General features: G+C 72.8%; 12 protein-coding genes. 3 read left to right on the plus strand and 9 right to left on the minus strand.

What is annotated here, in order from left to right:
- Window positions 1-603 carry a TetR/AcrR family transcriptional regulator gene (locus ACZ5UI_RS18505; RefSeq protein ID WP_464189625.1) on the minus strand — a complete coding sequence of 201 codons (603 nt, stop codon included), beginning with the start codon at window positions 601-603 and terminating at the stop codon, window positions 1-3.
- A 41-nt stretch (window positions 604-644) separates the two neighbouring features.
- Between ACZ5UI_RS18505 and ACZ5UI_RS18510 the strand changes: the two genes are divergently transcribed.
- The gene (locus tag ACZ5UI_RS18510) at window positions 645-1,856 is read left to right on the plus strand and encodes an MFS transporter (RefSeq protein WP_464189627.1); all 1,212 of its coding nucleotides are present in this window, start codon (window positions 645-647) and stop codon (window positions 1,854-1,856) included.
- Here the strand turns inward: ACZ5UI_RS18510 and ACZ5UI_RS18515 are convergent.
- A complete protein-coding gene (locus ACZ5UI_RS18515) occupies window positions 1,806-3,245 on the minus strand; it encodes an oligosaccharide flippase family protein (RefSeq protein ID WP_464189629.1) in 1,440 nt (479 codons plus the stop codon). The two genes, ACZ5UI_RS18510 and ACZ5UI_RS18515, sit on opposite strands and share 51 nt — an antisense overlap.
- Window positions 3,246-3,273: 28 nt before the next feature.
- Between ACZ5UI_RS18515 and ACZ5UI_RS18520 the strand changes: the two genes are divergently transcribed.
- Both ACZ5UI_RS18520 and wecB read left to right on the plus strand, forming a co-directional pair.
- A complete protein-coding gene (locus ACZ5UI_RS18520) occupies window positions 3,274-4,368 on the plus strand; it encodes a DegT/DnrJ/EryC1/StrS family aminotransferase (protein ID WP_464189631.1) in 1,095 nt (364 codons plus the stop codon).
- Between the two features lie 8 nt (window positions 4,369-4,376).
- Window positions 4,377-5,438 carry a non-hydrolyzing UDP-N-acetylglucosamine 2-epimerase gene (gene wecB, locus ACZ5UI_RS18525; protein ID WP_464189634.1) on the plus strand — a complete coding sequence of 354 codons (1,062 nt, stop codon included), beginning with the start codon at window positions 4,377-4,379 and terminating at the stop codon, window positions 5,436-5,438.
- Here wecB and ACZ5UI_RS18530 read toward each other — a convergent pair.
- The 7 genes from ACZ5UI_RS18530 to ACZ5UI_RS18560 form a co-directional block, all read right to left on the minus strand.
- On the minus strand, window positions 5,381-7,054 hold the full coding sequence (locus ACZ5UI_RS18530) for an MFS transporter (RefSeq protein WP_464189636.1): 1,674 nt from the start codon (window positions 7,052-7,054) through the stop codon (window positions 5,381-5,383). The genes wecB and ACZ5UI_RS18530 overlap by 58 nt on opposite strands.
- Window positions 7,038-8,561 carry a sulfatase-like hydrolase/transferase gene (locus tag ACZ5UI_RS18535; protein WP_464189638.1) on the minus strand — a complete coding sequence of 508 codons (1,524 nt, stop codon included), beginning with the start codon at window positions 8,559-8,561 and terminating at the stop codon, window positions 7,038-7,040. Before ACZ5UI_RS18535 ends, ACZ5UI_RS18530 begins: the two co-directional genes overlap by 17 nt.
- Entirely contained in the window at window positions 8,561-10,120 is a 1,560-nt protein-coding gene (locus tag ACZ5UI_RS18540; RefSeq protein WP_464189640.1) for a sulfatase family protein, read from the minus strand. The genes ACZ5UI_RS18535 and ACZ5UI_RS18540 overlap by 1 nt, the downstream gene beginning before the upstream one ends.
- Window positions 10,081-10,824: a sulfotransferase family protein gene (locus tag ACZ5UI_RS18545; protein ID WP_464189642.1), complete on the minus strand. Its 744-nt coding sequence runs from the start codon at window positions 10,822-10,824 to the stop codon at window positions 10,081-10,083. The genes ACZ5UI_RS18540 and ACZ5UI_RS18545 overlap by 40 nt, the downstream gene beginning before the upstream one ends.
- 40 nt (window positions 10,825-10,864) lie before the next feature.
- Window positions 10,865-12,277: an amino acid permease gene (locus ACZ5UI_RS18550; RefSeq protein ID WP_464197844.1), complete on the minus strand. Its 1,413-nt coding sequence runs from the start codon at window positions 12,275-12,277 to the stop codon at window positions 10,865-10,867.
- 337 nt (window positions 12,278-12,614) lie between these two features.
- On the minus strand, window positions 12,615-13,427 hold the full coding sequence (locus ACZ5UI_RS18555; protein WP_464189644.1) for a hypothetical protein: 813 nt from the start codon (window positions 13,425-13,427) through the stop codon (window positions 12,615-12,617).
- 103 nt (window positions 13,428-13,530) lie between these two features.
- Complete coding sequence (locus ACZ5UI_RS18560; RefSeq protein WP_464189646.1) at window positions 13,531-14,244, minus strand: PASTA domain-containing protein; 714 nt, start codon at window positions 14,242-14,244, stop codon at window positions 13,531-13,533.
- Window positions 14,245-14,290: the final 46 nt, after the last annotated feature.

Consider the following 14,290-nt stretch of genomic DNA (forward strand, 5'->3'; position numbering starts at 1 on the left):
CTACGGGGCGCGCAGGCCGCGCAGCAGCTGGTCGACCAGACGGCCGGGCAGCTCGTCCTCCAGCGGGGCGTGGCCGAAGACGAGGCGGTGGTAGATCGGCCCGAACAGCTGGTCGGAGGCCGCCTCCAGATCGGTGTCGGCGCGCAGCTCGCCCGAGGCCACGGCATCGCCGAGGATCTTCAGCGAGACGAGCCGCCGAGGCCCGATCCACTGGTCGCGCAGGGCGGCGGCGACCGCCGGGTCCGACACCGCCTCACCGGCCAGCGTGCGCAGCAGCGGACCGGCGGCGCCGTCGCGGAAGATCTCCACCGTCGCGCTCAGGTGCCCGCGCAGCGCCTCCTCGGTGCTGGCGCCCTCGGGGATCGCGATCGTCGCGCGCGTCAGGTCGAACAGGCCCTCGAGCAGCACGGCCGCGCGCGACGGCCACCACTTGTAGATCGTCGCCTTGCTGCAGCCGGCCCGCGCGGCGATCGCCTCCATCGTGGCGCCGGTCATCCCGCCCTCGGCCAGCAGGTCGCGCGCGGCGCCGACGATCGCGGCGCGCGTCTTCTCGCTGCGGGGGCGCCCCCGGCGGGGCGCGTGGTCATCTGTGCGATCGGTCACCTGGACGGGGGATTGTAATTTCGAAACGCTACGTTCATTATATGCCCGAAGCCATGGACGACCGCCGACTCCGACTGATCACCATCGTGCTGGCGATCGCCTGTGGCCTGACGGTGGCCAATCTCTACTACGCGCAGCCGCTGCTCGGCTCCATCGCCGACGCGTTCGCCGTCAGCGAGGGCACCGCGGCGCTCGTCGTGACCGTCACCCAGCTGGGCTACGCGCTCGGCCTGGCGCTGCTGCTGCCGCTCGGCGACCTGCTGGAGAACCGCGCGCTGGCCTCGCGCCTGCTGATCCTCACCGCGCTGGCCCTGGCCGGCGCCGCCTTCGCCCCCAGCTTCGGCGTGTTCATCGCGCTGGCCGCGCTCGTGGGCATCACCTCGGTGGTCGCCCAGATCCTGATCCCGCTGGCCGCCCACCTGGCGCCGCCGGAGCAGCGCGGGCAGTTCGTCGGGCGCGTGATGACCGGCCTGCTGCTGGGCATCCTGCTGGCCCGCACGCTGTCCAGCCTGGTGGCCGCCCAGTTCGGCTGGCAGGCCGTGTACGCGATCTCCGCCGTGGCCATGATCGGCGTCTCCGTCGTGCTGGCCCGGACGCTGCCCCGCCGCGTCCCCGCCGAGCCCGAGCCCTACGGCACCCTGCTGCGCTCGATCGTCACGATCGCCCGCCAGGAGCCGGCGCTGCGCCGCCGGGCGGCCACGCAGGCCCTGATGTTCGGCGCGTTCACCGCCTTCTGGACGGCGATCGCCTTCGAGCTCACCGACCACCACGGCCTGTCGCAGGCCGGCGTGGGGCTCTTCGCGCTGGTCGGCGCCGCGGGCGCCCTGGCCGCGCCGGTGGCCGGCCGCCTCGGGGACCGCGGTCACGGCCGCACCGCCAGCGGCATCGCCCTGGTCGTCGCCGTCGGCGCGCTCGTGCTGGCCGCCACCGCGGGCTCCAGCCTGCTCCTGCTCGCGGTCGCCGCCGTCGCGCTGGACCTCGCCGTGCAGGGCCACCAGGTGCTCAGCCAGCAGGAGATCTACGGCCTGCGCCCCGACGCCCGCGCCCGCGTCAACACGGTGTTCATGAGCTCGATCTTCCTGTCGGGCGCGATCTGCAGCGCGCTGGCCGGCTGGCTGTACGACGCGGGCGGCTGGAGCGCCGTCGCGCTGTTCGCCGCCGCGCTGCCCGCCACCGCCCTGGTCATCTGGCTGCGCTCGGTCTCACGCGCGCCGGCGCAGGACGTCGCGCACCTCGGGCGGGAAGCGGCGTAGGACCACCAGCCCGCCGACGAACACGACGTTGGCGATCACCAGCCCGGGGATGGCCGGCACCCCGGTGAGCCAGCCCGCGGCCACGCCCACCGCGCCCAGGCCGACGATCAGCGGCGCACCGGTGATCCCGCCGACCAGGCCCGGGCGGTAGCGCAGCAGCGCGAACAGCACCCCGATGGCCAGCACGGTCTCGGCGCCCACCGTGGCCACCGCCGCGCCCTGGGCGCCGAGCGGATCGACCAGCGCCAGCGTCAGCGCCACCGAGCCGACCAGCGCCGCCGCGTTGATCCACAGCATCGCCCGGTAGCGGCGCAGGGTCAGCAGCCCGTAGCCGCAGGCCACCGCGATGCCCGTCGAGACGAGCGTGATGCCCTGGATGCGCAGCACGTCGACAGCCGGCTGACCCTCCGAGCCGGCCAGCACGTCGATCGCCACCTGCGCGCCGACCACCACGCACATGGCCATCCACGTGCCCAGGATCAGCGACAGCTCGAGGATCCGCCGCATCGCGTAGACGAAGCGGTCGTCGTCGTCGCGCTCGGCCCGGGCCAGGATCGGATAGGCCGCGCCGATGACCAGCGCGGGGATCCCCAGCAGCACCTCGACGACGCGGAACGAGGTGGCGAAGTAGCCGGTCTGCAGCTCGGAGGCCTCCAGCGACATCACCAGGATCGTCACCCGGAAGTAGACGACGTTGAGGGCGACCGCGACGGTGTAGGGCAGCGTGTCGCGCAGCAGCGGCCACACCTCGGCCCAGCGCAGCGACGGGGTCAGCGGCATCTTGCGCCCGACCAGCGCGACGGTGGCGATCAGCATCAGGATGCACAGCGGCACGCCCAGCCACAGGAAGGGCACCAGCCCCGCGCCGGCCAGCACCAGGATCACGATGCCCACGACCTGCATCGCCTGGCCGGCCAGCGACAGGATCGCCAGCCAGCCGAAGCGCAGCTCGCACTGCAGCGGCGTGGCCACCAGCTGCTGGACGGCCTGGAAGAAGATCGCCACGCCGGCGCCGATCGCGCCGATGACCAGCGGCGAGTCGTAGCCCGCCACCAGCGCGAAGGCCAGGCCGATCAGCACGCCGGTGATCGACAGCGTGTAGCGCAGGCCCATCAGCGCCCGCATCGCCGACCGGCGGGCCTGGCCGTCCAGCGTGGAGTACTCGCGCAGCGCGATCGCGTTGAGCCCCGCCTCGGTCACGCCGGCGACGAGGTTCATCAGCGAGGCGATCGTCACGTAGCGCCCGTACTCGGCCACGCCCAGGTGGCGGATGAGCAGCGGCGTCGAGGCCACCGACAGCGCGATCCCGATGAAGTACGCCCCGCTGCGCAGGGCGCTCCCGCGCAGAGCGGCAGGCCCCGCCTCGCGGCTGTCGAGGACGTCGCTCACGGCTCGGACACTAGGGTTTGCGCCAGCTATGAGCGTCCCCTTGTTCGACACCTCCACCCCCCTGGAGCCCCTGCGCGACCGCCTGCTGGAGACGATCACGCAGGTGGTCGACGACAAGCGCTTCATCCTCGGGCCCAACGTCACCGCCTTCGAGCAGGAGTTCGCCGCCTACTGCGGCGCGAGCCAGGCGATCGGCGTCGGCAACGGCACCGACGCGCTGACGATCGCGCTGCGGGCGATGGGCGTGGGCCCCGGCGACGAGGTGATCGTCCCGTCGTTCACGTTCTACGCGTCGGCCGAGGCGATCCCGCCGACCGGTGCCACGCCGGTGTTCTGCGACATCGACCCCGACACGTTCTGCGTCACCGCCGAGACGGTCAAGGCGGTCATGACGCCGCGCACCAAGGCGGTCATGGTCGTCCACCTGTTCGGCAACATCGCGCCGGTGGCCGAGATCGAGGCGCTCGGCGTCCCGGTCCTCGAGGACGCCGCCCAGGCCGCGGGCTCGACCTACGCGGGCGGCCGACCGGGGTCGCTGGGCACGGCGGCCACCTGGAGCTTCTTCCCGTCCAAGAACCTCGGCGCCTTCGGCGACGGCGGCGCGATCACCACCAACGATCCCGAGGTCGCCGAGCGCGCGAAGATGCTGCGCTTCCACGGCTCCTACGACAAGACGACCTTCGAGCACGTGGGCTACAACTCGCGCCTGGACGAGCTGCAGGCGGCGATCCTGCGCGTGCTGCTCCCCGAGCTGGACGGCTGGGCCGACGGGCGCCGCGCCGCCGGGCGCCACTACGAGGCCGCCGGTCTGGGTGACGTGGCCGCGCTGCCGGTCCGCACCGACGGCGCCGACCCCGCCTGGCACCTGTACGTGATCAAGCACGACCGCGCCGACGAGCTGGCCTCCGCGCTGAAGGACGCCGGCATCGGCCAGAAGGCCTACTACCGCGTGCCGATCCACCTCCAGCCCGCGATGGCCGCGTTCGGCGCCGGCGTGGAGCTGCCCGCCACCACCGAGGTCGCCCGCACCCACCTGGCCATCCCGATGAGCGCGGTGCTGACGGCCGAGCAGGCCGTCGAGGTGACCGAGGCCGTGCGCGCCTTCACCGGCGCCGCGGTCTGACCGACGCGATGCGCGTCCTCACCGTCCTGGGCAACCGCCCCCAGTCCGTCAAGGCGGCGGCGGTCTCGCGCGTCCTGCGCGCCCGCCACGAGGAGGTGCTGGTGCACACCGGCCAGCACTTCGACGACGAGCTGTCGACGATCTTCGAGCGCGAGCTGGGCGTGCCCAAGCCGGAGATCCAGCTCGGGCTGGGCGGCGGCTCCAACACCGAGCAGACGGCCAAGCAGCTCGCGGCGCTCGGTCCGCTGGTGGCCGAGCAGCGCCCCGACGTGGTGCTGGTCTACGGCGACACGAACTCCACGCTGACCGGCGGGATCGCCGCCGTCCAGGCCGGCATCCCCGTCGCGCACGTGGAGGCCGGGATGCGCTCGTGGGACTGGGCCATGCCCGAGGAGCAGAACCGCGTGCTGACCGACGCGCTCAGCGACCTGCTGCTGGTGCCGTCGCGCACCGCGCAGGCCAACCTCGAGCGCGAGCACCCGCGCGGGCGGATCGTCTACGTCGGCGACGTGATGGTCGACGTGGCCGACCTGTTCCGGCCCAAGGCGCGCGAGAACACCGCGCTGCTGGAGCAGTACGGCCTGCAGCCCGACGGCTACGTGATCTGCACCACGCACCGGGCCGCCAACGTCGACGACCCCGCGCGCCTGCGCCGGCTCGTGGACCTGCTGCTGGCCGTGCCCTATCCGCTCGTGCTGCCGCTGCACCCGCGCACGCGCGCCCGGCTGACCGAGGCGGGCTGGCTGGACGAGCTGGCCGCCAAGGTCACGCTGACCCCGCCGCTGGGCTACCTGGACTTCACCGCGCTGCTCGTGCACGCGCACGCCGCGCTGACCGACTCGGGCGGCGTGCAGAAGGAGGCCTTCCTGGCCCGCACGCGCTGCGTGACGATGCGCGACACGACCGAGTGGGTCGAGACCGTCGACTCGGGCTGGAACGTGCTCGTCGACCTGGACGCCGCCGCCGCGGTGGCCGCGCTGGACCGCCCGCTGCCCGACGAGCACCCGCAGCCCTACGGCGACGGCAAGGCGGCCGAGCGCGTCGTCGACGCGCTCGACTCGCTGGCCTGAGGCTCCTCCTTCGGCTTCGGCGGTCCCAGCCGCCGAGCCAGCAGCAGCGCGCCGAGCACGGCCAGCGCGCCCACGCGGAAGGCCCACGCGAACCCGTCGCGCGCGGTCACGGCGGCCCGATCGGCGATCCGCTGGTCGTAGCCCATCAGGTCGTGCCGGCGATCACCGGCGCCGCTGAAGCCGGCCAGGTAGCTGCCCGCCGTGGCGTCGACCGACTGCTCGCTGATCGCGTAGTCGCGGGCGATGTCGTGGACGTCGTCGTGCATCGAGTCCAGCCCCATCGACGCGACCGCGACGACCACCGCGACGAGGATGGCCACGCCCAGCGCGCCGCCCAGCTGGCGTGACGTGTTGAGGATCCCCGAGGCGACCCCGGAGCCCGCGGGCGGGACCGCGCTCATCGCGCCGACGTTGAGCGTGGGGAAGGCGACGCCCATCCCGCCGCCGACCAGCAGCAGGCCGGGCAGCAGCAGCAGGTAGTCCCCCGGGCCGTCGGCCACGGCGCGCAGACCCGACAGCCACAGCAGGCCGACGGCCACCGCGGCCAGCGCGGGCACGGCCAGCGTGCGCGCGGGCACCTTGCCGGCGTTGCGCGCGGCGATCGGCCAGGTCAGGAAGCCGGCCAGCGGCACCGGCGTGAGCGCCAGGCCGGCCTCGATCGGCGAGTAGCCCCACAGGTCGACGAACACCAGCGACAGCATCAGCAGCGCCCCGAGCAGCGCGGCGCCGAACAGCAGCATGGCCAGGTTGGCGGTGCGGAAGACGCGGTTGGCGGCCAGGTCGCGGGGCAGCATCGGCGCGCGGCCGAAGCGCTGCGAGGCCCAGAAGCCGGCGGCCAGCAGCACCGTCAGCTGAGCCATCCACAGGACGTTGAGGCTCCCCCAGCCCTGACGGTTGCCCTGGTTGAGGGTCAGCACGAGCGCGCACACCCCGCCGGCCAGCAGGACCATGCCCAGCCAGTCGACCTTCTGGCCGAACGCGCGCGGGTCGACCGTCTCCGGCCACCAGCGCCGGGCCAGGACGATCACGACGATCCCGATCGGGACGTTGACCAGGAAGATCGCCGGCCAGCCCAGCAGCTGGATCAGCGTGCCGCCCAGCAGCGGGCCCGAGGCGTTGGCCACGAGCGCGGCGCCGGCGATCAAGGTCAGCGCGAACCCACGCCGCGCGGGCGGGAACACGAGCACGGCCATCGAGAAGCCCAGCGGCGCCAGCATGCCCGCGCCGACGCCCTGGATCGCCCGCGCGACGATCAGCGTGCCGATCGTCGGCGACGCCGCGCACAGCGCCGAGGCCAGCGTGAAGACCGCCATCCCCGCCACGAACATGCGCCGCCGGCCGAACTGGTCGGCCAGCTTGCCCATCGGCACCAGCAGCACCGCGAAGGCCAGGTTGTAGGCGTTGATCACCCAGGTCGCGGTCGACACGTCGGTGTCGAGCTCGTTCTGCAGGTCGGGGATCGCGATGTTGACGATCGACGCGTCGAGCATCGTCATCACCCAGGCGACGAGCATCACGCCGAAGATCGTCCGGCGGTGCGCGTAGAGCCACTCCGGCGGCGGGTTGCGCTGCTTGCGGGCCGGCAGCTCCGCGGGGGCGTCAGTCGGTGTCGGCACGGTCCTTGCCCAGGTCGCGCAGCTGCTCTTGGTCGTCGGCCGTGTAGCCCGGCCGCAGCGGGGCGTCGTCGCCGAACTCGGGCATCGTGCCGCCGGCGGCGATCAGCGCCTGGGACCACAGGTGCTCCAGCCGGCTGCCCTCGCCCGACGTCTCGTCGTCGCCGTCGTCGTCGAACACCTGCCGCGTCTGCGCCTCGATGTCGGCCACCAGGATGTAGTCGTCGTCGTCGCCCGACAGGACGGTCGTGCCGATCAGCGTGGTGAAGACCGAGCGCGCCGGCGGGTCCTCGTCGTCCAGCAGCGCGGTCAGGTCCTCGCCCTCCATGCGCCCCGGCCGGCCCAGGCCGAGGCGGCTGAGCACGGTCGGCGCGACGTCGTGGGTGGTGGCCAGGTAGTCGCTGCTGTCGCCGCTGCGCCGCCCGCGCGGGTCGCGCATCAGGAACGGCACCTCGAACGGCTCGTGCATGCCGACGCCCTCCGGATAGCCCCACACACCGTGCTCGCCCAGCGCCACCGCGCCGTCGCTGATGACGATCACGAAGGTGCGCTCGGTCAGCCCGAGCTCGTCCAGACGGTCCAGCAGCCGGCCCAGCTGCCGGTCGTTGGCGGTCTGCTGGTCGCGATAGCGGCGGCGCACCTCGCGGGCGGTGTCGTCGCTGACCGTCACGTCGACGCGGCGCCACAGGTCCAGGCGCCCCGGCGTGAACACGTCGCTGACCGTGCGCTCGCCGTCGACGAAGGCCACCGGCGGCGCGGCGACGGTCGCGGGGTCGAACACGTCGACGGCCAGGAAGAACGGCTGCTGGGAGCGCAGCTGGTCCAGCTCGGCGATCGCCTTGGTCATGACCCGCTCGGTCGGATCGGTGGCGGCGCGCAGCCCGGCCTTCAGCGGCACCAGGTAGCCGGGCACGCGGTCGGTGTCGGCGCTCAGGCAGTTCAGGCAGGCGCCGCACGGATCGGCGTCGGCGGTGTCGCAGCCCTCCAGCGAGGGCACCGCGGTGGTGCGGCGCAGGTAGGGCTCGATGCGGTCGCCGCCCAGCAGCGGGTCGTCGCTGATCAGCACCGCGTTGAGGCCGTCGGCGGCCAGGCGCTCGGGCAGCAGCGGCTGACCGGGCCAGATCGGGTTCCACCCGGGGATGGCCGGCACGCCCTCCACCGCGCGCCAGTCGCGGAACGGGTAGCTGCGCATGCCGGTCAGCAGCGCCCGGCGCACGGGCACCGCGGGCAGGCCCTCGGGGATCACCCGCTCGAAGCGCAGCGCGTGGTCGGCCAGCTTGTCCAACGCCGGCGTCCGGCCGTCGTCGTCGTAGGCGCCGACGGCGTCGGCCCGCATCCGGTCCATCACCACGACCAGCACGTTGGGCCGCTCGCCGGGCGCCAACGGCCCGCTGTCGGCGACGTCCTCGGCCGCCTCGCCCGCGGCCGGCGCCAGGCCCGACAGCGCCGCCGCGCCGACCAGCCCGGCCCCGAGCAGCCCGCGTCGGTTGAGGCGGCCGGAGTCGCGCATCAGCCGCCGATCACCTGGCCGTGCCCGAACACCGGCAGCGTGCCGCCGGCCGCGTCGACCAGCGCCTGCCACAGCTCCTTGACCTTCTCGGGATGGCGGTGGGCGACGTCGACGAGCTGGTCGGGGTCGGTCTCGCCGTCGTACAGCTCGATCGTCTCGCCGCTGTCGGGGCCCAGCAGCAGCCAGCGCCCGTCGCCGGCGATCCACGTGTCCTGATAGCACGAGGTGAAGATCGGCCGGGGCGCGGGATTGGCGTCGCGCAGCAGGACCGACAGGTCCTCGCCGTCCATGGCCCCCGGGATGCGCATCCCCATGGCCGACAGGATCGTGCGGGGCACGTCGTGGGTGGAGGCGAAGTAGTCGCTCGTGTCCCCGGCCCGGCGCCCCTCGGGGTCGCGGATCAGGAACGGCACCTGGTAGATCGGGCGGAACGGCATCGCCGCCGCCTTGCCCAGCACGTTGTGCTCGCCCAGCATCACGCCGTGGTCCGACAGGTAGAAGACGAGCGTGTTGTCGGCCAGGCCCAGGCTGTCGAGGTGGTTGAGCAACCGGCCGATCCACGCGTCCGTGAAGGTCAGCTCGGCCGCGTACAGCTGGCGCACGACCTCGATCGTGTCCTCGTCGATGCCCAGCTTGTCGACGTAGCTGGCCGGCGTGTTGAACGGCTGGATCGGCTCGATGCCCTGCTTCTCGATGCCCTTGCGCTCGCGGCCGAACAGCTCGACGTACTCCGACTCGGGCGGATCGAAGGGCTCGTGCGGGTCGAAGGCGTCGACGCCGAGGAAGAACGGCTGGCGGTCGCGCATCTCGTCGAGCATCGCCATGCCCGAGGCCATCACGCGGGCCGACGAGTAGCGGCGCGTGCTGGTCCGGTACAGGCTGTTCCAGCCCACGTAGCTGCGCAGCCGGTTGACCTCGACGGTGTCCGACAGCTCGGGCAGCAGGTAGCGCTCGATCGCGCTGCGCGCGGCCGGGCGCGTGAACGGCGTGTTGTAGTCGCGGTAGGAGGCCTGCGAGAGCACCGCGGCCGACAGGTCCAGCGTGCGCCGGAACTCCTCGTAGACGGGTCCGACCAGGAACGGGTTGTCGGTCGCGTAGCCGGTCGTCACCCCGGCGTCGCCGAGCACGCGCGTGAGCAGCGGATGCCAGGACGGGATGCCCGACCAGCCCGGCGTGGGCGGCAGGTGCTCGGTCGCGGTCCAGTCGCGCATCGGGAACGTGCGCACGCCGCTGAGCAGCGCGCGCCGGACCAGCCCGGTGGGCATCGCCTCGGGCACCGCGTGGGTGAAGCGCAGCGACTCGCGGGCCAGGGCGTCGATGCTCGGCGTGCGCGCCAGCGCGTTGGGGTTGTAGGCGCCGACGTAGTCGGCGCGGGTCGAGTCGGTGACGATCAGCAGGACGTTGGGTGGGTCCTGCGCGCGGGCCAGGTCCGGATCGTCGTCCCGGTCACCGCAGCCCCAACCACCCAGCGCCGCCGCCAGCGCACCCGCGCCGCCGACGGCGAACGCCCCGCGGCGCGTCAGGCCGCCGGCTTGGGGGCGGTCTCTGCGTCGTGCCACGCCTGAATCGCCTGGAGCGCACCCGCGACGATGCCGTCGCGGAACATCCGCGTGTCGTTGACGTTGGGCAGCGGCTCGTCGGGCACGGGCACCTCGAGGAACGCGCACAGCGGCTCCCAGCCCTCCTCCGGCCGCCACACCAGCAGGCGGTCGGCGGGCACGGTGCTCATGACCTCGTCGTTCCAGCGCTCCATCGCGTCGATCATCTGATGGCTGTCACCGTAGGAGCCGGCGAACGGCGCCTCGCCGGTCCAGGTCATGCTGACCATCAGGTCGACCCAGCGGCGCCACAGCGGATCCACGTGGTAGCGGGCCCGGGACATGTGGTGCAGGAGCGTGTCGGCGTGGTACATCGGCCAGATCGTGTCGCGCATCGAGCGCTCCCACGAGACGCCGTCGCGCACGCTGAGCAGCACCTTGGCGTCGGGATAGACGTCCATCAGCTCGCGCCAGTGGTACGAGCCCGGCCAGTCGGCCACGGACTGATACCCGTCGAAGACGGCCTCCCAGCTGCCGTTGCCGTCGATCGCCGACTCCCAGTAACCGAGCTGACCGTCCAGGTCGGCCATCAGGTCGCGCATGTGGTAGCAAGGCCCCAGGCCCAGCATCTCGAACGCGATCATCTGCGTGGTCGTTGCGGTCCGCGGAAGGCCCGCGCCGATCACCTTCATGTGGTCTCCTTCGCCGTCAAGACGAAGCAGCATGCCACGTGGAACCTAAAAGCCTCGAATTTCGCGCCCGGGCTCAGGTCTCCGCGGGGTGGCGCAGGCGCGAATGGCGCCGCCCGTAGGCGAAGTAGACGACCAGGCCGACGAGCATCCAGATGCCGAACCGCCACCAGGTCGCGGCCTCGAGCTTGGTCATCAGGTACACGCACAGCAGCACGCCGATGATCGGCACCAGCGGCACCAGCGGCGTGCGGAAACGACGCTCCAGGTCGGGCTTGGTGCGGCGCAGCACGATCACCCCGATGTTGACCAGCACGAACGCGAACAGCGTGCCGATGTTGACCAGCTCGGCCAGCGCGCTGAGCGGGACGAACGCGGCCATGACCGTGATCAGCCCGCCGAACATCAGCGTGATGCGCGCCGGCGTGCGGCGGCTGGTCAGCTTGGCGAACCACGAGGGGACCAGGCCGTCCTGGGACATCGTGAAGAAGATCCGCGTCTGGCCGTAGAGGATCGTCAGCACGACCGAGGTGATCGCCACCAGCGCGCCGGCCGACAGCAGGTCGCCCGCCCAGGCCCCGACGCCGGAGGCGCGGATCGCCGTGGTCAGCGGGGCGTCGGAGCCGGCCAGCTTGTCGACCGGGGCCAGGCCGACGGCGGCCAGCGCGACCAGGATGTAGAGCAGCGTGGCGATGCCCAACGCGGCCAGGATGGCGATCGGCAGGTCGCGGCCCGGCTTCTTGGCCTCACCGCCCGCGGTGGAGATCGCGTCGAAGCCGATGTAGGCGAAGAAGATCAGCGCGGCCGCGTTGGCGATCCCGTCGAAGCCGTTGGGCGCGAAGTCGGAGAAGTGGCTGCCGTTGAACGCGCTGATGCCGACGGCCACGAAGAACAGCAGCACGACGATCTTGAAGACGACCATGAACGTGTTGGCCCGCGCGCTCTCGCGCACGCCGACCACGAGCAGCAGCGTGACGGCGGCGACGAGGAACGCCGCGGTCAGGTTGACCGTCCCCCCGTCGCCCGGCGGCGAGGCGATCGCGTCCGGCAGGTTGACGCCGAACAGTGAGCTGAGCAGGTCCTGCAGGTACCCGCCCCAGCCGACGGCGATCGTGGCCACCGAGAACCCGTACTCGATGATCAGGTCCCAGCCGATGATCCAGGCGATCAGCTCGCCCATCGTCGCGTAGGAGTAGCTGTAGGCCGAGCCGGAGACCGGGATCGCCGAGGCCAGCTCGGCGTAGGACAGCGCGCTGAACATGCAGGTCAGCCCGGCCAGCACGAACGACAGGACGATCGCCGGACCGGAGTCGCCGATCGCCTCGCCGATGATCACGAAGATGCCGGTGCCGATCACCGCGCCGATGCCCAGCGCGGTCAGGTCGAGCGCGCCGACCGCCCGCTTCAGGCCGTGCTCGTTGTCGGCCTCCTCGACGAGCTGCTCGACCGGCTTGGAGGCGAAGACCCCGGAGGGCGCGTCGATGGCCATGGCGCGGTCTCCCCGGATCTCAAGGTCAGATAAACCGGATCGACCGGAGCGGACCTGGATCGCCTGGTCGCCGAAGGCCGGGTGGCCCGCCCAGCGCGCGTGGGTCTGCCCGAGCCGCTGCACCTCGACGCAGACGTCCGAGCGCTCAGCCGCGCGCTCGACGAGCTGCGCTCTGACCGCTGACGGCAGGAGCGATCGACGAGCCAGCACTGCGTTCGCTGGACGCGATCCATCTGATCGCGGCTGTCGACCTGTCACCACTGGACGGGTTCGTCACCTACGACGAGCGACAGGGTGCGGTGGCGCGCCTGGCCGGGCTGCGGACGATCGCGCCGGGTTAGAGCCCGGGCGGGTGGCGGACCGTGAAGCCCGCGGCCGAGCGCGGAGCGGTCTGCCAGCGCGACGGCTTGGCGCCGGAGGTGTCGAAGCGCAGGCCGGCGACGACCATGTACATGTGGCTTCCGTGGGCGTAGATCGTCACCCACGTGCCCGGACCCGCGTCGCCCCAGGTCATGAACGCGCCCGACGGGGCCGAGGCGGTCAGCAGCCCGGCGCCGTGCAGCGCGTAGGAGACCGAGCCGGAGCAGTCGTAGCCGGTGTCGACCCAGTCGCGATGGCCGCCGCCGTAGCGGTAGGGCGTCGAGGCGATCTGGTTGCCGGCGGCGATGATCGCGGCGACCACCGGCGGGGCGCCCACCGGCGCCGTCGCGGTGCCGTCGGGGTTCAGCGTGGCGGTCGCGGTCGGGGCCGCTGGCGCGGCGGCCGGCGTCACGGTCGGGACGGGGGCCGCGGTCGGCTCGGGGGCCGACTCGGCCGTCGTCGGCAGGGCGGCGGCGGTGCGCCGCTCGGCCAGCGTCTCGTCGGAGAAGTGGCGCAGGAGGTTCTGCTCGCCGCGGGTCAGGCGGCCGTTCATGCCCAGCGCGTTGGCCGTCTCGAACTGCAGCGCCGCACGCGTGGTCTGCGGGCCGTAGATGCCGTCGACGGTGATGCGCTCGGCCACCACGCGGCGCAGCAGCACCTGGACGGTGCGCACGTCGGAGCCCTTGGCCCCGGGAATCAGGGTGCGCAGCCCGACCTTGGCGGCATGGGCCGGCGCAGCCGCCGCGAACACAGCGGCCAGCATCCCGATCACCACGAGCCCCCGGCGCACGCCCCGGAGTATCGACCGGGTGCCCCGCGGTCTGAACGGCTGGGCGAGATCTTCCAAACGGCCCACGACCGCTCAAGCACGGTCGGGCCGACGGAGTTGCGGCCTACGCCGTCGGGCAGTCGCCGCGGGTCACGACCAGCGAGCCGGCCCCGAAGCCGTTGACGTTCTCGGCCTCGAACAGGGCCAGGCAGCCGTCGCGCTTGCCCGCCTTGGTGCCGCTCTTGGTGGTCCGCTCGGTGGGCAGGTCGGCCACCGTGCTCAGGTCGGTCGGGGCCAGCGCGGCGCAGTCGTCGGCGGTGTAGGCCTGGTTGGAGGCGAACAGCTGGCCGTCGGGCGTGGCGGCGAACAGCTGCCGGCAGCCCTTGGCGAAGCCGGCCGCGTAGGCGGCGTCGAAGCCCTCGGGGTCCGCGGGCACGGTCGGCGTGGTGGCGGCGTCGCTCTCGGTGGTGGTCGTCGGGGCGCTCGGAGCGCTCGGAGCGTCGGTGGTGGTCGGGCGCTTGGGCGAGCTGGACGCCGCGCTGTGCGCGCAGGTCAGCTGCAGCGTGACCTCGTCGTGCTGGGAGCCCCACTCCTCCGAGGTCGGCGTCTGCTCGGCCACCGTGCAGTCGCCCAGCGACGTGCGGTCGGGGCGGTTGCGGAAGACCGGGTCCATCAGCTTGTTGCGCACCTGCTCGGCCGCGTCGCGCGCGTCCAGACCAACGACGTCGGGCACCGGCAGGTAGCCGGCCGAGGCGCTCGCGGAGGGGTCCGGATCGCTGGTGCCGCAGCCGGCCAGAACGATGGCGGCCAGGGCGAGGAGGAGGGCGATCCGTGGCATTGGTGCATCACATATCGCATCGGCCCGACGCCCTGCATTCCGGTGG

This window comes from Conexibacter sp. JCM 18997 (assembly GCF_055391915.1).

Coding starts and splice junctions, on each gene's coding strand:
- ACZ5UI_RS18510 (WP_464189627.1), top strand. CDS start 645: ATGCCCGAAGCCATGGACGACCGCCGACTCCGACTGATCACCATCGTG.
- ACZ5UI_RS18520 (WP_464189631.1), top strand. CDS start 3,274: ATGAGCGTCCCCTTGTTCGACACCTCCACCCCCCTGGAGCCCCTGCGC.
- wecB (WP_464189634.1), top strand. CDS start 4,377: ATGCGCGTCCTCACCGTCCTGGGCAACCGCCCCCAGTCCGTCAAGGCG.
- ACZ5UI_RS18535 (WP_464189638.1), bottom strand. CDS start 8,561: ATGCGCGACTCCGGCCGCCTCAACCGACGCGGGCTGCTCGGGGCCGGG.
- ACZ5UI_RS18545 (WP_464189642.1), bottom strand. CDS start 10,824: ATGCTGCTTCGTCTTGACGGCGAAGGAGACCACATGAAGGTGATCGGC.
- ACZ5UI_RS18550 (WP_464197844.1), bottom strand. CDS start 12,277: ATGGCCATCGACGCGCCCTCCGGGGTCTTCGCCTCCAAGCCGGTCGAG.
- ACZ5UI_RS18560 (WP_464189646.1), bottom strand. CDS start 14,244: ATGCCACGGATCGCCCTCCTCCTCGCCCTGGCCGCCATCGTTCTGGCC.